Annotated in this window: 20 protein-coding genes; 11 read left to right on the top strand and 9 right to left on the bottom strand. The window is 48.7% G+C overall.

The genetic code is table 11. The features are described from left to right. Window positions 1-93 precede the first annotated feature (93 nt). The gene (locus ACNRUY_RS08855; protein ID WP_488111295.1) at window positions 94-420 is read right to left on the bottom strand and encodes a thioredoxin family protein; all 327 of its coding nucleotides are present in this window, start codon (window positions 418-420) and stop codon (window positions 94-96) included. 193 nt (window positions 421-613) lie between these two features. On the opposite strand from ACNRUY_RS08855, the gene ACNRUY_RS08860 reads away from it, so the two are divergent. Beyond that, window positions 614-1,246 carry a retropepsin-like aspartic protease family protein gene (locus ACNRUY_RS08860; RefSeq protein ID WP_488111296.1) on the top strand — a complete coding sequence of 211 codons (633 nt, stop codon included), beginning with the start codon at window positions 614-616 and terminating at the stop codon, window positions 1,244-1,246. Between the two features lie 3 nt (window positions 1,247-1,249). On the opposite strand, the gene yieH is transcribed toward ACNRUY_RS08860, so the two are convergent. From yieH to ACNRUY_RS08895, 7 genes are all read right to left on the bottom strand, one after another. Continuing rightward, entirely contained in the window at window positions 1,250-1,915 is a 666-nt protein-coding gene (gene yieH, locus ACNRUY_RS08865) for a 6-phosphogluconate phosphatase (RefSeq protein WP_488111297.1), read from the bottom strand. A 41-nt stretch (window positions 1,916-1,956) separates the two neighbouring features. Next, window positions 1,957-2,580 carry a bifunctional 4-hydroxy-2-oxoglutarate aldolase/2-dehydro-3-deoxy-phosphogluconate aldolase gene (locus ACNRUY_RS08870; protein WP_488111298.1) on the bottom strand — a complete coding sequence of 208 codons (624 nt, stop codon included), beginning with the start codon at window positions 2,578-2,580 and terminating at the stop codon, window positions 1,957-1,959. 23 nt (window positions 2,581-2,603) lie between these two features. Continuing rightward, a complete protein-coding gene (locus ACNRUY_RS08875; protein ID WP_488111299.1) occupies window positions 2,604-3,536 on the bottom strand; it encodes a sugar kinase in 933 nt (310 codons plus the stop codon). 69 nt (window positions 3,537-3,605) lie between these two features. Continuing rightward, window positions 3,606-5,045, bottom strand: a complete 1,440-nt coding sequence (uxaC, locus tag ACNRUY_RS08880) for a glucuronate isomerase (protein WP_488111300.1) — start codon at window positions 5,043-5,045, stop codon at window positions 3,606-3,608. 152 nt (window positions 5,046-5,197) lie between these two features. Continuing rightward, on the bottom strand, window positions 5,198-5,935 hold the full coding sequence (locus tag ACNRUY_RS08885) for an FCD domain-containing protein (RefSeq protein WP_488111301.1): 738 nt from the start codon (window positions 5,933-5,935) through the stop codon (window positions 5,198-5,200). A gap of 174 nt (window positions 5,936-6,109) precedes the next feature. Beyond that, complete coding sequence (uxuA, locus tag ACNRUY_RS08890) at window positions 6,110-7,309, bottom strand: mannonate dehydratase (RefSeq protein WP_488111302.1); 1,200 nt, start codon at window positions 7,307-7,309, stop codon at window positions 6,110-6,112. Between the two features lie 72 nt (window positions 7,310-7,381). After that, complete coding sequence (locus ACNRUY_RS08895) at window positions 7,382-8,932, bottom strand: mannitol dehydrogenase family protein (protein WP_488111303.1); 1,551 nt, start codon at window positions 8,930-8,932, stop codon at window positions 7,382-7,384. Window positions 8,933-9,356: 424 nt separating this feature from the next. On the opposite strand from ACNRUY_RS08895, the gene ACNRUY_RS08900 reads away from it, so the two are divergent. The 6 genes from ACNRUY_RS08900 (at window position 9,357) to ACNRUY_RS08925 (ending at window position 16,644) form a co-directional block, all read left to right on the top strand. After that, window positions 9,357-10,358 (top strand): TRAP transporter substrate-binding protein, encoded by a 1,002-nt coding sequence (locus ACNRUY_RS08900; protein WP_488111304.1) that lies wholly within the window; start codon window positions 9,357-9,359, stop codon window positions 10,356-10,358. A gap of 58 nt (window positions 10,359-10,416) precedes the next feature. Further along, window positions 10,417-10,932, top strand: coding sequence for a TRAP transporter small permease (locus tag ACNRUY_RS08905; RefSeq protein ID WP_488111305.1), 516 nt, complete (start codon window positions 10,417-10,419; stop codon window positions 10,930-10,932). Further along, on the top strand, window positions 10,932-12,233 hold the full coding sequence (locus tag ACNRUY_RS08910) for a TRAP transporter large permease (RefSeq protein WP_488111306.1): 1,302 nt from the start codon (window positions 10,932-10,934) through the stop codon (window positions 12,231-12,233). Before ACNRUY_RS08905 ends, ACNRUY_RS08910 begins: the two co-directional genes overlap by 1 nt. Before the next feature lie 406 nt (window positions 12,234-12,639). Further along, window positions 12,640-14,436 carry a glycoside hydrolase family 3 protein gene (locus tag ACNRUY_RS08915; protein ID WP_488111307.1) on the top strand — a complete coding sequence of 599 codons (1,797 nt, stop codon included), beginning with the start codon at window positions 12,640-12,642 and terminating at the stop codon, window positions 14,434-14,436. A 111-nt stretch (window positions 14,437-14,547) separates the two neighbouring features. Then, complete coding sequence (locus tag ACNRUY_RS08920) at window positions 14,548-16,035, top strand: UxaA family hydrolase (RefSeq protein ID WP_488111308.1); 1,488 nt, start codon at window positions 14,548-14,550, stop codon at window positions 16,033-16,035. A gap of 81 nt (window positions 16,036-16,116) precedes the next feature. Beyond that, on the top strand, window positions 16,117-16,644 hold the full coding sequence (locus ACNRUY_RS08925) for a YgjV family protein (RefSeq protein WP_488111309.1): 528 nt from the start codon (window positions 16,117-16,119) through the stop codon (window positions 16,642-16,644). A gap of 68 nt (window positions 16,645-16,712) precedes the next feature. Here ACNRUY_RS08925 and ACNRUY_RS08930 read toward each other — a convergent pair whose 3' ends face one another. Further along, complete coding sequence (locus tag ACNRUY_RS08930; protein WP_488111310.1) at window positions 16,713-17,756, bottom strand: LacI family DNA-binding transcriptional regulator; 1,044 nt, start codon at window positions 17,754-17,756, stop codon at window positions 16,713-16,715. Window positions 17,757-18,171: 415 nt separating this feature from the next. Here ACNRUY_RS08930 and ACNRUY_RS08935 point away from each other — a divergent pair, with 415 nt between their 5' ends. The 4 genes from ACNRUY_RS08935 to ACNRUY_RS08950 all read left to right on the top strand — a co-directional run bounded on the left by ACNRUY_RS08935 (window position 18,172) and on the right by ACNRUY_RS08950 (window position 25,095). After that, a complete protein-coding gene (locus ACNRUY_RS08935; protein ID WP_488111311.1) occupies window positions 18,172-19,968 on the top strand; it encodes a glycoside hydrolase family 36 protein in 1,797 nt (598 codons plus the stop codon). A 246-nt stretch (window positions 19,969-20,214) separates the two neighbouring features. Then, window positions 20,215-21,594, top strand: coding sequence for a melibiose:sodium transporter MelB (melB, locus tag ACNRUY_RS08940; protein WP_488111312.1), 1,380 nt, complete (start codon window positions 20,215-20,217; stop codon window positions 21,592-21,594). A 190-nt stretch (window positions 21,595-21,784) separates the two neighbouring features. After that, on the top strand, window positions 21,785-23,971 hold the full coding sequence (locus ACNRUY_RS08945) for a metallophosphoesterase (RefSeq protein WP_488111313.1): 2,187 nt from the start codon (window positions 21,785-21,787) through the stop codon (window positions 23,969-23,971). Between the two features lie 203 nt (window positions 23,972-24,174). Further along, on the top strand, window positions 24,175-25,095 hold the full coding sequence (locus tag ACNRUY_RS08950) for a hypothetical protein (RefSeq protein ID WP_488111314.1): 921 nt from the start codon (window positions 24,175-24,177) through the stop codon (window positions 25,093-25,095). Window positions 25,096-25,161: the final 66 nt, after the last annotated feature.

Consider the following 25,161-nt stretch of genomic DNA (forward strand, 5'->3'; position numbering starts at 1 on the left):
ATCATCTTCTGGATGACGGCCTCTTTCATTTCTTTGGAGTAGCGAGCCATAACTGCCTCTTTTAATCATCTCTCCATTGAAGAGAGTCATGAGTCAAAAGAGGCGACATCTATCCTGACACAGGGGGTCCATCAGATTGACCATTACAAACTCTTCACTGAGCTTTTTTAACTCAGGGCTATCGGCAAATTCATCCCTTAGTTGCTTGCAGACACCACACAATGAAGTGTGGATAAGCAGCATAAGCGGCTTGTGGTCAGGTCTGGCTACCTCCTGAGCATCTGCTAAATCCGTGCACCATAAAATTTGCTTATTAAACCCGCGGGCATAATCTTCACCTCTGCCGCAACTTTCAAAAGATGAAGCCGTAGTGGTGAATAGAACTGCCAAAATGACAAAGTGCTGGGGAGCAATTTTCATGGTATGTGCTCATTATAAAGGGCTAGCTTGAGCACTGATGGAAGTGCTGACGAAATGACTACATTGACTGTGGATAATAGATATAGACATCCTTTTTGTTATAGACAAGTTGCGATGTGTCTTTCCTGTAGAAGACAGCCAGGCAGAGCAGCTGTTAATATGATTTTTTAAATTGTCAATAACAATGATGAATATGCGACTCACAATCTTTATTTTTCTGGCTCTTTTCTATTCAATAAGCAGCTTTGCCAGTTCGGTTCAAGTGGTTGGCCTTTTTTCCCACAAAGCCCTGGTGATGATTAACGGCCAGCGTCATATACTCTCCGTAAATGAGAAGGTTGATGGTGTCCGGTTAATTAAGGCGGACAGCAATCAGGCGGTACTGGAGGTGGATGGCAACAGGAGGGTTTTCCAGCTCAGCCGGGATATGGGCAACGGGATTCAGGAACCGGAAACCAAGGTGGTGCGGATTAACCGTAACAATCAGGGGCAATACATTACCCAAGGTGTCATCAATAACCGGCCCATACAGGTCTTGATGGACACCGGGGCCAATGTGGTGGCCATTAACTCCCAGGATGCCGTACGCCTTGGCATTGACTACAAGCGTGGCAGAAAGGTTCTCGTAGACACCGCCAGTGAAACCATTAATGGATATCAGGTGATGCTCTCTTCTGTCTCCATTGGCGGCATCAAAATCAATAATGTCGAGGCCAGTGTCATCGAAGGTGAATACCCTGATATTGTGCTGTTGGGCATGAGTTATCTGAGGTATGTCAAATTGTCAGAACATGCCGGGGTAATGCAGCTGGAAGCGGCCTATTAACAACTACTGCCTGTGGTAGAAACCAAGCTGCTCAAAAATATTCCTGAGTTCATTCATATGAGTAAACCGGGTCACCAGAGGGTGAAGCACTGGCGGGGAGTGCTCATCAGCACAATAATGAAACACTGGGATGCCGGCGTTGATTCCAGCCTGCACACCGGGTACTGAATCTTCCACCAGAATGCAGTCTGAGATAGCTACCTCCATTTTTGTGGCCGCATAATGAAGCAGACCAGGATCCGGTTTCCAGCTGTTTGCATCAAATGCACTGTACAACCGCTTTTCAAAATTGGGTCGCAGCCCGGTCAGTCCCAGGGAGGTTTCCATTTTACTGACCGGACCGTTTGAGGCGACACAGATGGCTGGTTTCAACCCACCCAGCACCCACTGGACACCCTCAATGGCGGTCAGGCTCTCACGGAACAGCCGGTCCAGTTCAGTTCGGTAGACAGATTCCAGTCTGGCGCTGTCCTCATCAATGGAAAAACGCTGCTTAATGGCCCCCAGGATATCGTGTATTTTCCCACCCTTGTAATCCTGCAGGCATTGCTCAATGCTTAAATGGGCACCGTACTTCCTGAAAATATTCACCAGTCCCTGGTTGCACAGTATTTCACTGTCCACCAGGGTGCCGTCACAGTCGAAAATGATGCATTGAGTGTTTTTCATTATAAGTGTCTATTGACGTGTATTGGGTGAGTCACACGACTTTACTGCTTTTTCGTGGCCTTGCAAGCCAGCTCCGTAATTTGCTGCCACTGCTGGTCGCGAACCAGGCTGGCCGGTGCAAGCCAGGAGCCTCCGACACAGGCGACATTGTTCAGGGCCAGAAAATCGCGGTAGTTGTCTGGGTTGATGCCTCCGGTAGGGCAGAAAGTCACTTCCGGGAAGGGACCTGACAGGGCTTTTAACAGGGTTTCTCCCCCCAGGACTGTGGCTGGAAATAGCTTCATGCTGTCGATGCCGAAGGATTGTGCCAGCATAATATCCCCTGCAGAGGCGACACCAGGAATGATGGGGGGCGTTCCTTCACTGGCTTTCTGCAAAAGACTTTCGGTCAGGCCAGGTGTCAGAATAAAGTCCGAGCCTGCATCCACCGCCTGTTGGAACTGTTCCGGGTTCAGAACCGTGCCGGCACCCACCAGGGAGTCAGGCATCTCTTGCTTGATCAGGGTGATGGCCTCCAGGGCACACTGGCTGCGCAAGGTGATTTCAAAAACACGAATGCCCCCCTTGTTCAGAGCTTCCGCCAAAGGGAGTGCCTGCTCAATCTGTTCAATCACCATAACCGGCATAACCGGCCAGGCCTGTTGCAAAACATCGATGGCTTTCATTTTATAATTCCTTATCCGATTCGTTAGAGAGGAGGGCAGAGCTCCAGTGGCATGATGGCGCCTTTGTGCTGGATCACTTTACTGGCCAGAAGGTGGGCAAAGGCCGCTGCCTGCTCTGGAGTATTTCCTGCCAGTCTTGAGGCTAAATACCCGGCATTGAAGGAGTCCCCGGCGGAGGTAGTATCAACAACCTGTTCTACGGTTTCCGACTTCACTCTTCCCTGAAAATCCGGAGTGTCCACCAGGCAGCCATCCGCTCCATTCTTGACCAGGATCTCAGTAATCCCTGTTTGTTTGAGACGACGTAGAGTAGTTTCGCTACAGGTATCCCCATAAAGCATTTGCTCATCGTCGTAAGTCATCAGGGCGATGTCTGCTATCTCAAGGGCAGCATTCATGGTTGTTTGGGCCGTGCCTGTCGATTCCCAGAGGGCAGGGCGGTAGTTGCTGTCAAAAGCAATCCGGGAGCCCCTGTTTTTTGCGGCTGAAAGCAGTTCCAGCATTGTCTGTCGGCTCACAGGATCCAGAATGGCCAGGCTGATCCCGGAGAAATAAATCAAGTCAAATTCTTCTATCAGCTGTTGCTGTTGTTTCAGCGTCAGCCCTCCCTGCAGCAGCTTTCGGGCCGCAGAATCATTGCGCCAATAGCTGAAGGAGCGTTCACCGTTTGAATCCAGGTTAATGGTATAAAGCCCGGGTTGTTTTTCCGCAACGGTGCCAATCAGGGAACAGTCAATTTTTTCATGGGATATAAAGCCCAGCATATCCTGGCTGATGGGATCACTGCCAAGGGCTGTGATATAGCTGACTTGAGCAGGTTGTTCTCGAAGCGATCGCTGGAGATAAATGGCGGTATTCAGGGTATCCCCGGCAAAACATCGCCGGTAGGTCTCATTTTCGTGCAGGCTGAACTCAACCATGCATTCGCCGATACAGGCAATTTTAATTGGGGTCATGATCAATCCGTTTGGGCCTTTATTGTGGAATGCCAGGCTCCCTGGATGGGGAGCCCTTTGGCTGTGCTTTCAAAGTCGATAGGCCTGTTTGGGCAGAGAGTAAGTCAGGTCCCTCGCTACTTCATGGGCTTCTTCCAGGGTGAGGATATGCTCACCCACCTGATGGGCCAGGAAGTTAGAATCCACCCGGCGGGCGACATCATGACGTGCCGGGATAGACAAAAACGCTCGTGTATCGTCGTTAAAGCCCACAGTGTTATAAAAACCGGCGGTTTCCGTGATTTGCCTGCGGTAGCGCATCATTCCTTCAGGACTGTCGTGGAACCACCAGGCGGGCCCCACTTTAAGGGCAGGGTAATGCCCGGCCAGAGGGGCTATTTCCCGGGTATAGGTGGTTTCGTCCATGGAGAAGGCAATCAGGGTGACATTCGGGTCATTGCCCACTTCATTCAACAGGGGCTTAAAGCCTTCCACAAAATTCACCGGAGTCGGGATATCGCAGCCTTTATCCATACCAAAGTGACGATAAATCCACTGATTGTGATCCCTGTGGCAACCCACATGAATCTGCATGACCAGGCCATCCTCCTGGCTCATTCGGGCATTCTCAACCAGCATATGACCCCGAAATAACTCTGCTTCACTGGCGGTCAGGGTGTTTTCCAGCGCTCTGGTCAATAATTGCTGGCACTGTTCTTCAGGCAGAACTGTGGTGAACGCGGTTGGAAAACCATGGTCTGTGGCAGTGGCGCCCATGGCTTTGAAGAAAGCGCGGCGCTTGCGTATGGCGGCCAGGTAACCTTTCCAGCTGTGGACGTCTTCACCGGTCTGTTCTGCAAGAACGGACATATGCTGATGAAACAGGGCGTGTTCCGGGTTGGTAATGTCATCAGGGCGGAAGGTGGTGACGACTCTGCCATCCCATTCAGACTGAATTTTCCGGTGAGGCTCCAGCGTATCAACGGCGAATTCTGTGGTAGAAAGCACTTCAATATTAAATTGTTTGAACAGGTTGCGGGGTAAGAAATCTTCTGATGCCAGCCTGGCTTCGATGTGGTCGTAAATCCGGTTCGCCGACTCTCCGTTCAGAGGTTCTTCAACTCCAAGCACTTCAAACAGGGCATGATTCATCCACAGGCGGCTGGGGGTTCCCCGGAAAAGATGGAAGTGTTCGGCAAATCGTTTCCAGATTTTTCGCGGGTCCTGTTCGATGTCATTGCTGTTTTTTGAAGAGCGGTTCTTTGAAGCGTTGTTTTTTGTGGGGATGCCCAGGGATTCCAGTTTAACCCCCTGGCTGTAGAGCATTCTGAAAACATAATGATCAGGAATCACCATAAATGAGGCAGGGTTATCAAACCGGCGGTTATCCGCATACCAGTTCGGGTCAGTATGGCCGTGAGGGCTGATAATGGGCAGGTCTTTAATGCCCTGATAAATTTCACGGGCAATGGAGCGCACTTCAGGCTGAACTGAAAACAGCCTGTCCGGATGGAGCAACGAATTTTTCATGGTTCTTCAAGCTCTTGCTTAACGATGACAATGCCATCACTTTATGAGCGGCATTTTTATGGTTTTCATTGGGCCGCTCCCCTTTTAATAAAGAGCTGCCCTTAATTTATGATTTGACGATTTTAACGATTCTCTTCATTTTTTGATTTAATTTAAACGGCAGGGCTGCTATTGAATAAATACCGATCGAAAGAGTCCTCTGTTTTATCTGAAAGTCTTAACAACGTTGTCTTAACATTTTCCAGGTGTTGCCACATCGCCTGACGGGCAGCTTCCGGATTTTTGCTGGCCAGGGCATTGATGATTTTCTGGTGATCATCAATCCAGTTTTCCAGATAGTCGATCTTTTCTATCCATTGGTGCAGTCGCTTCCACATAGCGCTGTTTCGCCGAATTTCCCAGAGCTGTTCGACCAGCAGAACGAACACACTGTTCTGGGTCGCTTCGGCAACAGCAATATGAAACTGTTCATCCCCCTTCGACTCTTCTCCCTGACTTAACTCCTGTTGCTCCAGCTCCAGGGCGGCTTTCATTTTCTGAAGGTTGGTTTTGTTAACCTGAGTGGCCGCAAACGCGGCAATATGGCTTTCCAGAAGCTGGCGAGCCTGGAGCAGCTCAAAAGGGCCTACATCATTGTCGGTTATCTGCTCATTGGCGGCGATTGCCTGCTCGTTGGCAATGACATGGATGCCAGAACCTTTGCGGACTTCAATCAGCCCCTCCAGTTCCAGCATGATCAATGCTTCACGGACAATGGTACGGCTCACCGCCAGCTGTTCAGCAATATCCCTCTCTGCCGGAAGGCGGCTTCCCACCGGGTATTCGCCATCGACAATCTGTTGCCGAATATTCCGACCAATTTTCTGATACAGCCTTTTGGGTTCAGCCATGCCCAACATCAAGAGATTCCCCGGTTAATATTCATACTCAATAAGTGGTAAAGTCTATCACGAGTTACTCGCTGTGAGTCGAAACTGTCATAACCATTGGTAAAGCCAATTGACGTCAATGTGTCGATACCTTGGAAAGCCGCCTCTATGTCAGCCTGATTATAAACAGCTCGTTTACCGTAAATTATGTTCAATGGCTGCCATTAACCCACGAATTTCAGCCAGCCCACGCATCCGGCCAATACAGGAATATCCAGGATTAGTGACTTTATCCAGGTCATCCAGCATCTGATGGCCATGATCCGGGCGCATGGGGATGGTGATGTCTTTACGACCTTCTGTCTTTCGACGCTGCTGTTCAACCATCAAAGCCCGGGTAACCTGATACAGGTTGGCCATTCCCTCAAGATGGTTGGCTTCATAAAAGCTGCCGTCATCCTCTCGCTGGACACTGCGAAGGTGAACAAAATGGATACGCTCTCCCAGTCGTTCAACCATACCCGGCAGGTCGTTATCGGCTCTTGGGCTCAGGGAGCCGGTGCAGAACGTGATGCCATTGTGAATATTGTCTACCGCCCGGGTGATACGGACAAAGTCTTCTTCGGTGCTGGCAACCCTTGGCAGGCCAAGGATTGCCCAGGGGGGATCGTCCGGATGGATGCACAGCCTTACACCAGCCTTTTCTGCGGCAGGCACTACGTTACGGAGGAAGGAATACAAATGTTCCCTCAGTTGCTCGGCGTCAATCTCCTTATATCGATCCAGGGCTTCTTGCAGCTGGGCCAGGGTATAGCCTTCTTCAGCGCCGGGAAGGCCTGCGATCAGGTTGGCGGTTAACCGCTTAATATCGGCCTCTGTCATGACTTCAAAGCGGGTCCGGGCCTTTTCCTGCTCTTCTGTTGAGTAGTCCTGTTCAGCTCCAGGCCGTTTGAGGACAAACAGTTCAAAGGCGGCAAACTCATACTTGTCGAAGCGCAGTACCAGGCTTCCGTCTTTCACTTCATAGGCCAGATCGGTTCTGGTCCAGTCCAGTACTGGCATGAAGTTGTAACAAATCACCTCAATTCCGCACTTGCCAAGGTTCAGCAAGGTTTGTCGGTAGTTGTCCAGGTGTCTTTTAAAGTCCCCGGTATGGGTTTTAATGTCTTCTGATACGGGAACGCTTTCCACCACGGACCAGCGCAGCCCGGTAGCCTGGCCTTTTTCTTCATCCCATTGGATTTCACGCTTGCGCTTCTCAATCTCTTCAATGCTCCATACTTCCCCGTTGGGGATATGGTGTAGAGCGGTCACGATTCCGGTTGCACCGGTCTGTAAGATGTCACGAATGGTGACCGGGTCCTTTGGGCCGTACCAGCGCCATGTCTGCTCCATAAAGAAAATCTCCCGTTGATCCGGAGCGCGGATGGCCCCGGAAACATTTATTTGTCTGTGTTCAGTGCTATTTCAAAGCTGTCTGGCCAGTTCTGCCATGACCGTTCTGGCGCCTTTTTTCAGCAGCGACCGATAGGTTTCTGTGACCTTTTGAATCAGAACCTGACTGGTCGCCAGATCGGACCCAAAAACCGGCTCAAGAGAAAGGAAAGCTTTCACCATGTCATCGGGCTGGTCTCTGTGCCGGTCTGCCAGGGCTTTCAACTCTTCTGCCAGTGGGTCACGTACATCAATGGGCTGATGTTGTTCGTCCAGTGCGCCGACATATCGAATCCATCCGGCAATACCCAGGGTGATCACCGGGAAAGGTTTGTCGTCCGCCATCAGGGTTCGGACGGTATTCAGCCAGCGCTGGGGAATTTTCTGGGAACCGTCCATGGCAATCTGCCAGGTGCGGTGCTTAAGCCCCGGGTTAGAGAAGCGCTCGATCAGCAGCTCGGCGTAGCCTGCAAGGTCAGTTTCTTCTGGCATTTCCAGAGTGGCTGCTGCTTCCTGGTTCATAAAATAGCGGGTGATGCTGCGATAATTCTCGTCCTGCATACAGGCATCAATGGTTTCGTAGCCTGCCAGATATCCGAGATAAGCGAGAATGGAGTGGCTGCCATTGAGCATGCGCAGCTTCATCTCTTCGTAAGGCTGGACATCTTTTACAAAAGTAACGCCGTCCATGCAGTCCCAGCCGGGCCGGCCCATGGTGAAGTTATCCTCAATCACCCATTGGCGGAATGACTCGGTAACGATAGCGCCTTTGTCATGAACACCCAGGTGAGCGGTCACATCGGCAAAGCTCTTGTCTGTCATGGCGGGTACGATGCGATCCACCATGGTGCAGGGAAAAGTAACCTGTTCATCAATCCACTGGGCCAGCCCTGGATCAACTGCGTCAGCCATCTGGATAACAGCGTTGCGCGCACGCTTGCCATTATCAGGAACATTGTCGCAGCTCATCACAGTGAAGGGGGCAAGGTTGGCTTTTTTACGTCTGGCCAGGGCAGTGACAATAAGCCCAAGTGCTGATTTTGGGTGCTCAGGAGTTTTCAGGTCATGGGAGATCAAAGGGTTGTCTGTCATCAGCTCGCCAGTGGCCGGGTTCAGGCAGTACCCTTTTTCGGTAATGGTCAGGGAAACAATGCGGGTGGACTCGCTGGCCATGATGTCCAGTAGTGGGCGGCGATCGTTTTCTGCCGCGAGGGACTGGTATATAGCGGTGCACAGCTTTACATCACGACTGCCATCCGGCTTCATCTCAGTCACGGTGTAGGCATTTTCCTGGCTTTGCAGTGCGTGAACCAATTCCTGGCCTCCCAGAATGTTGGCAGCACAGATGCCCCAGTGATATTCACCGGTTCTGGCAATGGTCTCATGGGTGTAAAGCGCCTGATGAGCACGATGAAAAGCACCCAGGCCGATATGTACGATGCCTGTAGTTAGCTCCTGTGCATTGTAGGTGTTGGGGAGTATTGTGTCGTTTATGTAATCTTTGCTGATAGTTGTCATAGCACCTGTTACTCGCTTCAAACGTTCGCCGACATCATTGCCCCAGGTCATCAATACGTAAGACACTCATCTGCCTGGCCCGTACGATGACCGATAGGTCTATCCAGAGATCAGTCTGCTCATTGCTGGAGTGTATGGTGCATAATTGGTTGTACCAATGTCAAAATTAGTTGAGTAGGTTTTTGACTTGAGTCAGTTGTTCGGGCCTGGATTGAAAGCGAGTGATAATTGGTCCTAAGTCTTGCAGGCGTTGCCTTATGTGAGTTTCATGGATTGGGGTGGTGGAAGAATGGCACTCCACAGCTTTCTGGGAAGTAGGGTTGTGCTGATTTAATTAAAAGACCTATGACCACTGGTTTTCGTATTGGATGAACCAAATGAGTCGTAATTTTGATTTAAGGCAATAAATTGGTATGACATGGGGGGTATGGTACAGCCGAAGAAACTCAAAACTAATAAACCCAAACGTTCGATAAAGGGGTTGTCGTGTATGAGCAAATTATCCTTCTTTTTAAAGTCAGGCCTGAAACAAACTGCTGCTGCATTGCTTGTCAGCAGCGTTGCGGTTTCCAGTGCAATGGCTGCAACTACGCTTCGACTGGCTCATAACCTGAATCAGCACCACTCTGTCCATAAAGCGTTCGTTTATATGGGGGAGCAACTCAAAGAACTGTCAGGGGGGGAATTGCGGCTGCGAATTTACCCGGCAAGCCAGATGGGGGATGGTCCGGACACCCTGCAGATGCTTCAGAACGGGGCTCTGGATATGGCCAAAGGGAGTGGGAGTGATCTGGAAGCTTTTGAAAAGGCTTATGGCGTCTTTAATTTGCCTTATTTATTTGCAGATGAACAGCACTTTAATGATGTCGTTCATGGTGATGTGGGAAAAAAAATCATGGCCATGACGAAAGATAAGGGCTTTATTTCCATTGCCGCCTATGAAGCAGGTTATCGCAGCTTTTATGCCAGCAAGCCTATTCACACGCCAGCGGATCTTAAAGGTATGAAGGTGCGTGTTCAGGCCAGTCCTACGGTTCTGGAAATGGTGAGGTTGTTGGGAGGTGCCCCCACTCCAATCCCGTTTGGGGAGACGTATACTGCATTGCAGCAAGGTGTTGTGGATGCGGCAGAGAATAATGAGCCCTCCTATGTGGATACCCGTCATGTAGAAACTTCAAAGTATTTCTCAGAGGACCAGCATGCTTCTATTCCAGACTTCCTTGTGATTTCCACTCGTACCTGGAGCAAATTGAATGAGAAGGAGCGCAGCTGGCTGACAGAGGCGGCCAGACGCTCTGAAGGTTATCAGCATGATTTATGGAACCAATCTGTAGAGAAGGCCAGAGCTGAAGCTGAAAAGCTAGGTGCGAAGTTTATTTCCGTGGATAAAAAAGCATTCCAGGAAGCGGTGGCTCCAATATACGACGACTTCCGAAAAGACCCAGAGCAGGCCGAAATTCTGGATATGATTCTGGATGTAGCCAAAGGCTGATTTGAACATTGGGTGCGACCTGATTCAGGTGGCACCCCCCTGGCTACAGGATCTGAATATGAATGTTGATAGAATTAAGCGGCCGGTGGACGGAGTGCTTTCTGTCCTGGTGGTGTTGTTTATGATGGTTCTGGTGGCTGCAGTCGTCTGGCAGGTATTCAGCCGTTTTATCCTTAATAACCCGAGTACAACTACGGATGAGTTGTCCCGCTATCTGATGATTCATGTGGGTCTTCTGGGGGCTGCCTATACCACGGGCCTTAAGCGGCACCTGGCAATAGACCTGGTCAGTGGCGGGCTGAAGGGGGCTGCAAAGGCATCCGCAGACCTTCTCTATCATGGGGTCGTTGCTTTTTTTGCAGCAGGTGTCATGGGTTATGGAGGCTTCACCCTGGCAATAAATACCTTACGCACCGGGCAGGTTGCATCCTCCCTGGGAGTACCTGTCGGGTACTTTTATATCGTCATACCGGTTTCCGGGCTGTTTATTGTTTTTTACAGCCTGTTATTTATTGTGGAGCTGTTATCAGGCACCAACAACACAAACAGTATTGATCAAGAGGTGACTTCCTGATGGATATGATGGCTCCCATGACGTTGTTTATCAGCTTTTTTATCCTAGTTTTTGCCGGCGTGCCGATTTCATTTGCGATTGGCACGGCTTCAATTCTGTCCGTACTGACAATGCTGCCATTGGATGCGGCGATCATGTTGATTGCCCAGAAAATGCAAAGTGGCCTTAACAGTTTTTCCTTGCTGGCTATCCCTTTCTTTATTCTGGCTGGCATTATGATGAACCGGGGTGGTATAGCCGTTCGTCTGATCAATTTTGCCCAGGTGCTGGTTGGGCGGCTTCCTGGCTCCCTGGCTCATGTCAATGTCATGGCTAATATGATGTTCGGCTCCATCTCCGGCTCTGCTGTGGCTGCGGCTGCAGCTGTGGGGGGAGTGATGACGCCGGAACAGAAAAAGGCGGGATATGACCCGGCATTCTCAGCGGCCGTGAATGCCGCCTCTTGTCCAACAGGGCTGTTGATTCCGCCCAGTAATGTCATGATCGTCTATTCCCTGAGCAGTGGTGGGGTTTCAATTGCCGCACTGTTTCTTGCTGGTTATCTGCCAGGGCTATTGATGGGGCTAAGCCTGATGGCTGTTGCTGGTATATTTGCTCTTCGCCATAAATACCCTGTATCGGAGCGGCCCACACTGAGTATTGCTCTGAAAGCGTTTATGGATGCCCTTCCAAGCCTTGTTCTGGTATTTGTGGTTATGGGGGGGATTATTGGTGGAATATTCACTGCCACGGAAGCATCTGCAATTGCTGTCGTGTACACTTTTATTCTTTCTGTACTTATATATAAAGAAATCGGGCTCAAAGACCTTCCGTCAGTGGTACTTGAATCCGTAGTGACCTCCTCAATTGTTCTGCTACTGATTTCAGTCTCAGTGGGGATGTCCTGGGCCATGACCAACGCTGACCTACCCTATATGATCAGTGATGCCCTTCTGGCCATCTCAGAAAACCCGATTGTCATCATGCTAATTATTAACGTTATCCTGTTGATCGTCGGGATATTTATGGATATGACTCCGGCTATTCTGATCTTTACACCGATTTTTCTGCCTATTGCTACCCAGCTGGGTGTTGATCCTCTGCATTTTGGTATCATCATGATCTTCAATTTGTGCATTGGTCTGGTCACACCGCCGGTAGGCAGTGCATTGTTTATAGGTTGCTCTGTTTCTGGTGTGAAAATTCAGGATATGATTAAACCAATGTTGCCCCTGTATGCAGCCTTATTTATTGCTTTGCTATTAGTGACATTTATTCCTGAAATTTCTCTCCTTATCCCCAGGGTTCTTGGTTTTATTTAATGGAAAAGTATTATGGGCAGAGGATCTGCCTTTATGAATTCTGATAAGTGAAGATGTTTGATCAATAGAAACGAATAGACTGACTTCTCAAAAGAAAAACGTTTTGGCCATGATTGCTTGATTTACATAGGGGTATCGAATGAACATGTCGTTGGGTAAGTTGGCACCAATCTCCTTGGTTCTTGCTTTGTCTGGTTGTAATTCAGCCAGTGATGATGATACTAAGCCAGAATATATCCAGCCTGAAGTTGCATCCAAGGTTAAGGCTTTATTGTCCGTTGATGGGTTCACATTCAAGGACTCGAATGGGAATGGAGTTCTCGATCCTTTTGAGGACTGGCGGCTTCCAAGCGAAGATCGGGCTTCTGACCTTTTAGGGCGAATGACCCGGGAAGAGAAATCCGGGATGATGTTAATTGATACATTAAATGCTGAATTTGGTGGTGATATACCAGATAGTGCCGGGCAGTATATCAATAAAGAAAAAATGACTCGTTTTATTTTTCGAAACTCAATTGTTGATAAACCTCAGGAAAATAGTGGAAATGGGAGCCCCATGGCTGGCGCTGAACTAACCGCCAGGGAAACTGCGGAGTTTATGAATAGGGTCCAGTTAATGGCGGAAGAAACTCGCCTGGGTATTCCTTTACTGTTTAAATCCAACGCCCGGAATCATGTAGACCCGGATGCCAAAGCGGGTATCAATGTTTCTGCGGGCTCACTTTCAAGCTGGCCCAAAGAGGCAGGTCTGGCAGCCACCCGAGATATGGCATTAATCAGGGAGTTTGCTGAAACAATGCGGGCCGAATGGACAGCAGTGGGTATTCGAAGTATGTATGGTTACATGATGGACCTTGCTACTGAGCCCCGCTGGTATCGGGTTCATGAGACGTTTACTGAAGACGCTGACCTGATGTCGGATATTGCTTATGAATTGATTAATGGTTTGCAGGGAGGTCAGCTAGGCAAGGACAGTGTAGCGTTAACAATCAAGCATTTCCCCGGAGGGGGGCCTCAGGAAGGCGGAGCAGACCCACACTATGAATTTGGGAAAAACCAGGCGTATCCTTCTAACAACTTTGATTATCATGTTAAACCATTCAAGGCGGCAATTGCTGCCGGTGCTTCATCAATCATGGCTTACTACGGTATTCCCGTTGACCAAGATGTGATTCCAAACGATGTGGGTATGGCTTTTTCCAAAGGTATTGTAACTGATCTTCTGAGAGATGAGTTGGGGTTCGAGGGATATGTTAACTCAGATACTGGAATCATTGGTGATCGAGCTTGGGGTCTGGAGGACAAGAGTATGTCTGAGCAGATTGTGGTTGCTATTGAGGCCGGTACCGATGTGCTTTCCGGTTTCCATGAGAACAAAAGCATTCTTGATTTGATGAACTCAGGGGTGTTGCAAGAAGAACGAATAAACCTGTCCGTTCAGCGATTACTCAAAGAACAATTTGAACTGGGCTTGTTTGAAAACCCTTACGTTGACCCTGATTATGCTGAATCTTTAATTGGAAGTGATAAGCTTCAGCAGAGGGCCGATCTTGCCCAGAGAAAATCCATTGTATTGTTGCAGAACAAGCAGCAGGTGCTTCCCCTTCCTGTGCCAACTGAAGAAGCTCCGGTTACACTCTATACCATGGGGATTGATCCTAGTGTAGCTGCTGGTGACCCATGGGGTTTTGATGTTGTGGATGGAAATTATAACGCAGACAAAGGGGAGCAAAGACCAAATGCTGGTAGTACTGATTATGCATTGATTCGTGTCCGGGTAACCAATGAAGGGGCCGCCTCTGACCTGGTGTATGGTGGTGCCAATCCTGATGAACTGGACTTTTTGGCTTTGTCGGATATGGTGGGAAAAAATTCCTGGAAGATTTCACCTTCTCTATCTGATATCCAGGCGGTGATGGAAGAAGTGGGCGCTCAAAAGACAGTGCTTTCTATTTATTTCCGATACCCGTTTGTTCTGGACGATGACAGCGGAATGAAAGAAGCGGGGGGAATTCTGGCAACCTATGGTGTTACAGATGAGGCTTTAATGGATATTGTATCCGGGCGTTTCAAGCCTGAGGGTAAGCTACCGGTGTCGCTGGCAAACAGTGCCCAGGCCATTCTGAATCAGGATACGGATGCCCCAGGGTATATTGAGGCTGATACCCTTTTTCCCTTTGGGTATGGGCTGACGTATGAATAGCTGTTATTTATAGAACCCCTTGATGGTATTTAAACAATGAACAGCTATCAGTCAGTGGTTGGTCATTTTTGAGCCAGTACCCATACACCCATAGATGTTGTGTCGTTATTTATGAGAAAAAGCCTGGTTATCCATAAAGAGGATAATGTTGGAGTTGCTCTGAGACATCTGGTTACAGGAACGAAGGTTTCCTTTGAAGATGACCGTTTCTGGTTAAAGGAACCGGTCCGGCAGGGGCACAAGTTTGCTCTCTACGATATCAAGGCTGGGGAGCTGGTCATTAAATATGGCATGCCCATAGGCTATGCCTCTGAGGATGTGGAGCAGGGCGGCTGGGTGCATACCCATAATATGTGCACTGCGCTTTCGGGTTCCGAATCCTATAACTATACGCCGGACTTCCCTTCGTACACCGTCTCGCAACCCAACCGGGAAATAGAGGTTTATCATCGCGCTGACGGCGAGATCGGGATCCGTAATGAACTGTGGGTGATTCCCACTGTTGGCTGTGTTAATGCCATTGCACAACGCATCGTACAAAAGTTTATTGAGGAGGTGGTCCCTGATGATATTGATGGCGTCTATGCGCTGACTCATCCTTATGGTTGCTCCCAGATGGGAGAGGATCACCAGGCGACCAGAGCCATTCTTCAGAATATGGTTTGCCACCCCAATGCCGGTGGTGTTCTGGTGATCGGTCTCGGTTGTGAGAATAATCAAGTGTCGTCTTTCCAGAATGGTTTGGGAGCATTCAACCGGCAGCGAACCCGGTTTCTGATTGCCCAGGAGGTAGAGGATGAAGTGGCGTCCGGTGTGCAACAGCTGACTGAGATCTACCTAGCTATGAGAGAGGACCGGAGAGAGGCTGCTTCCATCGGTCGATTGAAAGTCGGGCTGGAGTGTGGTGGCTCCGATGGGCTTTCGGGCATTACCGCCAATCTTTTGCTGGGGCATTTTTCTGATTATCTGATCCATTATGGTGGCAGCTCTGTGTTGACAGAAGTGCCTGAAATGTTTGGTGCAGAAACACTGTTGTTTAATCGCTGTAGCACCCCGGCTGTTTTTCACAAAGCGGTGGCAATGGTGAACGGGTTCAAAGACTATTTTGAGGAACACGGTCAGGTGGTCTATGAGAACCCGTCTCCTGGTAATAAGGACGGAGGCATATCGACTTTGGAGGATAAGTCCATGGGGTGTACCCAGAAAGCGGGCTTGTCGCCGGTAAGGGATGTACTGAAGTACGGAGAACGGTTACGGGTACCGGGGTTGAATCTGTTGGAGGCACCGGGCAATGATGCTGTGGCGACCAGTGTCCTGGCCGCTTCCGGCTGTCACCTTGTTCTGTTCACCACAGGCCGTGGAACGCCCTATGGTGGTTTCGTCCCCACCCTGAAAATAGCCTCAAATTCAGAACTGGCCAACCGCAAGCCGGGCTGGATTGACTTTAATGCCGGCCGCTTGCTGGAAGAGGATAATGAAGAAGAGTTGCTTGCAGGGTTGATTGACCGGGTTACAGGCGTTGCCAATGGGCTGAACGTTTGTCATGAGAAGAATGGCTATCGGGATCTATCTATTTTCAAACAGGGTGTAACCCTGTAATTCAGGGCGAGGGCTCGTAAGGCCTCTGTTTTTCTGCCAATTATGAGTAAGAGTCAGCTCAAGACAAGCTGAAGAAACAAGATGATGGAACTGGATATTGCCCAGGTGATAGGGCTTGTTGGATTTTTTACGGGGCTCACCGCTTTACTGCACACTAAAGATCAGAACCTCCGGCTACAGATTGCCCTGTATACCTGCATTATGACGGTTCATTTTTTTATGCTCGGAGCAATGACTGCAGCCATTGCGTCTGCAGTGAGCTGTGCAAGGAGTTATCTGTCGACCAGAACACGATCAGCCTGGGTGATGTGGTTTTTCATTGCGCTCATGTGGGGGCTTGGGGTTCCTAATATACGGCAGCCATTTGAAATCATTACCATTGTCGGTGCCAGTGTTGCCACTTATGGCATGTTCAAGGAGCAGGGGATTACCCTCAGGTTGATGCTGACTTTCAATACCGTCTGCTGGGTGACCAATAATTTGCTGGTTGGTTCTCTGGGGGGAAGTCTTTCAGAGGGCTCTTTTCTTGTAGTTAACCTTTATATGATCTGGAAGCTAAGCCGCAAAAAGCCACAACAGACAGAGCCTGATATCCGCAAGGCTGTGTAGAGAGTAACATTATGCTCTGTCATATCGGAATATAAATCAGTAAAAATTGTATTCAGCTATGCACCTGATTATCTTTCTTTTAAGCGGCTCGACTCTCTTATCACCAGCTCAACCGGAATGGGTGTTGTGTCATGGGCTTCCGGTTTCAGTAATGCAGATATTGTGCGGTGAGCCATACCGACAAAATCCACTTTCATCGAAGACAAGGGGGGATGCTGGAAGTCGTTGAAAGAGGTGTCATCAAAACCAATAAGGCCCAGCCTGCCCAGATAGTCCTGGTCGATCCTGTGAAGTCTCTGGATCAAGCCATAGGCAATGGTATCTGAGGCGCAGACGACAGCTTCCGGGCGGGGCTTCATTGCCAGCATTACATCCGCAGCATGGACACCGGCTTTTTCAGAGTACTCTCCTGAAATGACGTTTGTACTGAGATTGCCTTTTTCCATGGCCTGGCGATAGCCTTCAGCTCTCATGCTGGCAGAATGTTTATTCCTGTCACCACTGATAAATGCTATACGACGATAGCCTTCATTAATAAGGTGGCGGGTTGCCTCATACATTCCCTGGCAGTCATCTGTATAGATATTGACCGCTTGTCTGGAAGTGTCAACGGGACGGTCGATGACCGCAACTGCCAGGTTGTCAGCAACCAGCCGGTCGATGAATCCGGCGGTGGTTGGCAGCCCCAGAAAGGCCGCGGCAGCAATGCTTTTCGACTCAAAATGCCGCTGAATCCGGTGTAGTACTTCCTGTTCATCTTCCCCGTGCTTGAGAAGCTCTATCATCATTCTGTGGCCGTGCTGGTTAGCTGCCATGATGAAGTTGGAGATAACGCTCATTACATAATGAGAGCCGAGCCGACAGAGAGAGTCTGTTTTGCTGTCAACGGCAGAAGCATATACATAGAGGGCGACAACACTCTGGGCCTTGCCCTTCAGGACCTGGGCAGAAGTGTTGGGGGTATAACGGTACTTTTTAATAACCGCGTGTACCTTCTTTTTTGTCTCTTCCGGGATTTCGGGGTAGTCATTGATGACTTTTGAGACGGTGCTTCTGGAAACGCCTGCTAATCTGGCTATCTGGGTACTGTTGACGGTTTTAGGCTTATTCATGGACAGGAATCAGTAAAGCCGGGTAAGCATTTTTAAACTGCCGTTACCCAATGGCTGAAGCGAATGAAACAGTGAGAGGCTGCGGCATTATATCAGCACATCACGGTGAATGAATCCAGCCTTCTCTCTCTTTATATATTCTGCCACTGACGTGCAGCTGTCAGGGGGATGATGTTTAGCTTGAAAAGGTTGATCTGTGTCATGGGGTGTTACAGTTTGTTTACTTTCAGCCTGAATATCGGATGAGGCGAACACGTGTTCTCGCTATCATAAGGAACAGGTGTTCGCTGGGTGGTGTTCGTTCCCGAGCTGTTGCTCCGGATACATACGACACCGAAGTTAATCCAGGTTCCCCGGCCAGCAAGGTTTGTATGCAAGCCTCTGGGGGGAACAGGATCCGATCTGAGGCTATTTCGTGGAAGCACTGTTTCATATTGAACAACTGTCGGTGAATTGGTTCATGCCCCAGAGCTCAGGCTCATTGAGCATGAGTCATTCTGAGCGCAGGGAAGGGAATATTCTTTTTATTGATTTTCACATTGCTTCTGAAGAATCGGTGGTTTTCCCTGAAACTATCGTTGATGTCCATTTTCCTTTTATCAATATCCACTCCTGCTGGACTCCCTGTATTCATGGGCATCCAAAGTCCATACGCAACAAAGGCATTCCGGAATGGTGGCCACACTATGACAGCCAGATCAGCCAGGTTGCGCCGGTGGGGTGCTTCTATAGCCAGACGGGTGAAAACCGACTGGGCTTTGCATTTTCAGATGCCAGAGAAAGTGTAAAAGTTCATGCCGGAGCCTATGAAGAAGACCGTGTCGGTCGCATCCGCATGCGGTTATTCAGCGAACCGTCGGCACCTCGTACCTGCTATGAGGGAACATTGCGTCTGGATATCCGCTGCATACCCTATTATGAAGCGATTGAAAGCATGGCCCACTGGTATGAAGAGGTGCTGGGCAATGACCAGATGCCGGTTCCTGATTCGGCCCTGGAGCCTGTGTACTCAACCTGGTACAGCTTCCATCAGAATCTGGATCAACAGGAAATCGAAGATCAATGTCGTCTTTCATCGGAAATGGGCTGTGGGACGATCATTCTCGATGATGGTTGGCAGACAGAAGACAATAACCGCGGCTACCGCTTTTGTGGTGACTGGCAGGTTGCCCTGAGCCGTTTTCCGGATATGGAAGGCCACGTCGCCAGGGTACAGGCAATGGGCATGAAATACATGCTCTGGCTCAGCGTGCCTTTTATCGGGCAGGGTTGCAAAATCTGGAATGAATTCAAAGATAACCTGTTGTTCTACAGTGAGCAGAACCAGACGGGAACACTTGATCCCAGATACCCAAAAGTGCGTGAGTATCTGATTAACACCTACTGCCGTGTTGTTGAAGACTATGGGCTGGATGGCCTGAAGCTGGACTTTATCGATGAGTTCAATATGGCCTCTGCCCAGGGGCGGGCTCTTGAACCTGATCAGGACCGTGATACAGAATCTCTGCCGGAAGCGGTTGATGCCTTGATGATGGGGGTCCGCAAGGCGCTGACCGCCATCAGGCCGAGCATTATGATCGAGTTTCGCCAGCGTTACATCGGTCCGATGATCCGCAAGTACGGCAACATGTTTCGAGTTCACGACTGTCCCAACGACTCCATCATGAACCGCATGAGTATCATGGATCTCCGGCTCTTTTCCGGAAACACTGCGGTTCATTCCGATATGTTTATCTGGTCCCCCGGGGACTCTGCAGAAAGTGCCAGCCTGCACTTTATCAATACCCTGTTTTCTGTTCCCCAGATCTCACCGGACATAAAAGAACTGTCAGAAACGCATCGGCAGATGATCCGGCACTGGCTGGGTTTCTGGCGGGCAAACCGGGCGCTTCTGCTCAAGGGCAAGTTAAGGGCTGTTTATCCTGAAATGCAGTACCCGGTTATTGAAAGCCAGCTGGGCAGTCAAAAGATCATTAGCGTTCATGCCCGTATGGTAGTGGATATTTTCTCCACAGGGGAGCGCGAGATCATTCTGGTGAACGGGGCAATGGAAGAGTCCCTGGTTGTGAAAAGTACAGTGGCAGGAATGGTAGAAGCCCGGGTCGTGGACTGCCTTGGTCGTGTGGTTAGAGAGGAGCTGCTGAGTCTGGATAAGGGGCTGAATGAGATTCCTGTTCCTGAATCCGGGTATCTGTCACTGGCAATGGGTTAATCTGAGCCTGCTGTCATTGTAATGGCTGCAGGCCCCATCAAAAAAGCAAAGACGACGGGAAATTTCCGGCACCGGTTGGTGAAGGGGAAATTTCATTCTGAACCAGTCTATACCCAAAGGATTTCAAGTTGCTACGCGACGGCAAAAGAGTGAACCCCCAGGAGCTTAGATGAACTAAGTGACTGGGGAGAGTGATTGCAGCCAACAAAGTAGCAACTTGAAAGGCGACGGGTATAAGGGGGAGTCATGAGTTCTGAACAAGCTCATAAAGTGAGTTTAACCACCAAATTGTCCTATGGGTTTGGTGGGTTTGGTAAAGACTTTGGTCTGGCGGTCATTAACACCTTCCTGTTCTTTTACTACACCGACATCGTTGGGGTTTCCGCCGCGTTTATTGGCACCGTTTTCCTTTTTGCCCGCATCTGGGATACGGTGAACGATCCGATGCTGGGGTACATTGTCAGTAAAACCCGGTCACGATGGGGAAAATACAAACCCTGGATTCTGGTTGGTAATATCCTCAATGCCCTGTTTATTATTGCTCTCTTTTCCGCCCACAACTTCTCTGGCTCACAGCAGCTGGTATTTATAGCAATCACCTATATTGGCTGGGGAATGACCTACACTCTGCTGGATGCACCGTTCTGGTCAATGATCCCGACCATTACCCTGGACAAGTGGGAAAGGGAAAGGTTAATGCCTTACCCGAGGCTCTGTGCCTCACTGGGTGGGTATCTGGCCAGCGGTACGGGCATTATGGCCGTCAAATTCCTGGGGGGCGGGGATGATGGCCAGGGATATATGCTGTTTGCTTTGATTGCCGCCGGATTGGCAGTGATCAGTGCAGTTGTTACCTGCATTTGGACAAAGGAGTCATTTGAAGTCAGTGAAGAAACGACGGCGGCCTTTAATCTCAAGGATGCTATGAAACTGATCTTCAAAAATGACCAGTTTGTTATTTTGCTGGTGCTGGCCCTGCTGTTTAACATTGCTGTGAATATGACCAGTGGCCTCAATCTTTATTTCTATACCTATGTTCTGGGTGACAACAACCTGTTTTCCACTTACATGCTCTGGGCCGGTATTTTCGGGGTTGGCTCACTACTGGTTTTTACCCGGTTGATTGACATTTTTGGACGACGTACCGTGTTTTCTGCATCCATCATAATGCCGGTTGTGTCTGCCGGAGTACTGTATATAGCCGCCAACTTTGCCCCTGATTCCAGACTGCTTATTGCTATTTCAGGTATTGCCTTCGGCCTGTCCAATGCACTTTACTGGTTGATGGTGCTGTTGATGGTGGCGGATACCGTGGATTACGGAGACTATAAACTGGGTATTCGTGCCGAGAGTATTTCTTACTCCACCCATACCCTGGTGATCAAGTGTACCGGCGCTCTGACAGGCTTTCTGGTGGGCATCAGTCTGACCATGATTGACTATGTGCCAAACCAGGTACAGACCGCTGAAACCATTGCTGGCCTCCAGGCTATTTACATTGCGCCTACTCTGCTCTGCCTTATTTCTTATCTGATTTACCGCAAATGGTATCGATTGAACGGTGGAGAGCTGGATAAAGTCCAGGAACGGCTGGAAGAAAAATACAGCGTTGCAGCACCGGCGTGACTACGGTGAAAAAACACGGATTGGCTGGCTGTTGGTCAGCCAATTTTAAGATAATTAATATTGAACTAAAAAATAATTAGCTGTCGTTTATATCGCGGCATTAACGGATCAAATACACATCAAGAATATTTTAAGACAGAAATAAAGTTCTGGATTGACTGAATCATTGTCTCCAGGGGGAGTCTGTACAATGAAAAGTGCAAGTAAAGCACTGCTTGATCAAAAAACACCGGTTTCTCTAATGTCTCTGTCCAGTCCCATCCGGGGGGCTTTGTCAGTGGCATTGGTTGCCTTCCTTTCAGGCTGCCAGGGCATCCAACATTCCGATCAGGTATCAGAGCCTGGCCCGGTACAAGCCAACGAGCTTCAGTCATTGAATAAAAACATGGAGCCCGTTCAAATCGCTTTTATGCCTGATATTCATTTTCATGATATTTATGGTGATTTTAGAGACGGTTCATTCAAGGGGATTTCCAACAGCAAAAGTGGGCAAAAGGCTACCATAAGGACCATGCACGCCCAATTGACCTCTACTCGACTGTTCAACGAAAACTACTTTGCACTGTTGGCCGCTCTTGATGATGTGGTTAAAAGAGGCGTTAAGTACGTTGCTCTGCCAGGCGATTTTTCCGATGATGGCCAACCGGTGCATGTTCGGGGGCTGGAAAAAATCCTGCGACGCTACGCTGATGATCACGGACTGGTGTTTTTTGCGGCGCCCGGTAATCATGACCCCGTGCGTCCCTATAATCTGCCCGCAGGAAAAAGCGACTACCTTGGGCGCGGCGGAAAGGAACAGCGCATCTTCAGCAGGGGAGCTAATGAGTGTAAGGGCTACAGTCAATCATGGACGACAGTTGATGCGGGTCACGAGTTGGCAACCATTTGTACTGAGGAAGTGCTACATCAGGGGTATGAAGGCCTGGTCAGTACCCTGTCGGATTATGGTTTTTTCCCACAGAAGAAATACCTCTATTGGGAAACCCCTTACAGCACCTATGATGAAAACCACTACGACTTCAAGCAGGCGCTTAATCAGTCCTCTTACGAAAAAAGGATGTATGAGATCTGCCATGAGGGCACTGGCGGTAAATATCGAAAGAGCAGTTATACCAACTGCTTTATGGTACCCGATACCAGTTATCTGGTAGAGCCTGTCAAGGGCTTGTGGTTAATGGCCATTGACGCCAACGTTTATATACCAAAGGCAATAGCCGATACCAGCAATCCACAGCATCCCGGCAACTTTGATGGTTCTGGTAACGCTGGTTACAACAAAATGCTGACCCATAAGCAGCAGGTTATCGAGTGGATGAAAGATGTGGCCAGGCGGGCTGAAATAGAAGGGAAGCAGCTGGTGGCGTTTAGTCATTTCCCAATGAGCGAGTTTTATAATGGCGCATCGGACACTCTGACAGAGTTGTTTGGGGAGGGCAATTTCCAGTTGAAGCGTAGCCCCAGGGATGATGTGACTCGCGCTCTGGCTGAAGCCGGCATTAAAGTTCATGTGGGTGGGCATATGCACTTCAATGATACGGGTGTTCACAAATACGACGATGGTAAGTTCTTGTTCAATATCCAGGCACCTTCAATGGCTGCGTATGTTCCGGCCTACAAGCTGATGAGCATTGATGCTGGCGATCAGATAGAGGTAAAAACGGTTGTTTTGGACAATGTGCCTCGCTTTGATGAACTGTTCGAGCATTATCAACAGGAATATCTTCACCTGAAGGCCATGGAATCCAACAAGCTATGGAACCCTGATATCCTGAAATCGAAAAACTATCGGGAGTTTACCAACTGGCATATTGCTGAGTTAACCCGCATGCGTTTTTTGCCAAAAGAGTGGCCAGAAGACCTGAGAAACATGCTCTTCCAGTTTACAGGTAAAGATATACTGATTCTTTCACGACTGTCTAACAGTGTGAGCCTGGGGCAGGTCAAGCGTGCAGGCTTTGACTTGAAGCGATTGAAAGCCGAGTCTGAATCCTTTAAACATCAGTGGCAGAAAGCCGAAGATGAAGTGCAGGTGCTTCTGGCTTCGAAAAACACCAGGCTGAAAGCACTGGATCAATGGAGTGGATATGACCTGGCAGTGGACTTTTACCGTCTGCGTAATGCTGACCAGCTTGCTCTCAGAGATATCAGCCAGGAAAGGCTTCGTGAGTATGAGCTGATAGCCCGCGAGTTAAAAAGCAGTCCTTATCTGCTGACTTGGCAAAACAACAGGATTTCCGATAACTCGCCATTCATGAGCGTATTCCAAAACAGATTTGGGAAAATATTCGAAACGCTGTCAGCGTTTCTTAATGGGGATCCCAGTGACCACTTTAGGCTGGATATAGGCAGTGGGGAAATCAAGGATTTGAGTAGCTGATTCGACGGTCATATTTGATCAGCAGTCGGGGCCGTAAGGTATTGTTTTCTTTATGGCCTTGAAAATCATATCTTATTTTTTGGATGAAAATTCTTGGTGGGTATTAATAATGCATTGTTTGTAAATAATTAGTGTGCATTATTTTGATGAAGTTGATTAAGCGTTTAGCGAAGACGTGCATAAAAATGAATGGGGTTGAAACAATGAAGAAGGTCGTCAGGTTATTGATTGCAGCTGGGGTTTTTGCGAACTCTTTGGCTGCTAGTGCAGATTATATCGAAATTGGAAGCGAAGTTGAAAAGTACAACTCCAGATATAGCAGCAATGATTTGTATCTGCCGTATATTGAATACAAGCTTGGTTTGTCAGAGCACTCACCCTGGTATATATCTGGCGCTTTTAGTTACTCTTATCGAGATGAGAGTGAACAGCGTGATAATAATAACTTTGGCCGTTATGAGTTTTATACAGGATATGAAAAAACATATGGGAAACTTAAAGTGAAGCCCAAAATTGGTGTTCGCCACGAAGTTTATAATAATCAGGCAACGTTGTCTGAAATTCGTATTTTTCCTAACTTTGATTACACAGTCTCTGACCAAGCGACTATTTTCCTGGGTGGTTTCCTGGCTCCCGTACCGAAAAAGGACTTTGATCGATCATCAGCCAGTACGGAAACATTGAAAAGCTATAACGATTACAAGCATGAACTCAAATTTGGTGTTAGTTATAAAATAGCCGCTGACCAGAAACTCAATGTTATTTTTTATAATGAATATAATAAAACCAATGACCTGATTGAAGCCATTGATCCTGTGGACGGCTCTGAAGAGGTCAAAAATGAGTGGCAGCTCAGATTGGAATACCAGAAGACCTATGATAAATACAGCATTACGCCCTGGACTAGAATTGGCTTACACCGGCAGAAGGAGAATATCAACGGTTTGAAAAAAGATGAGTTAAGACACCGCATTGGCTTTGATACCAGCTATCACCTCAATAAAGACTATGCCATCAGAGCCCGGCTTTATATTCAAAAAGAGAACAAAGAAAGTTGGGGAGGGGAAGAAGAGGATGCCAAGTATCGGCACTATTTAAAATTGGCTATCCGTCGTCACTTCTGATCGGCCCGGAATTTTATTGAAGAGTGAATACCTAATCTGAAAAATGTTTTCATGGAGTTTGTTGAA

The sequence above is a fragment of the Endozoicomonas sp. Z74 genome (assembly GCF_057680865.1).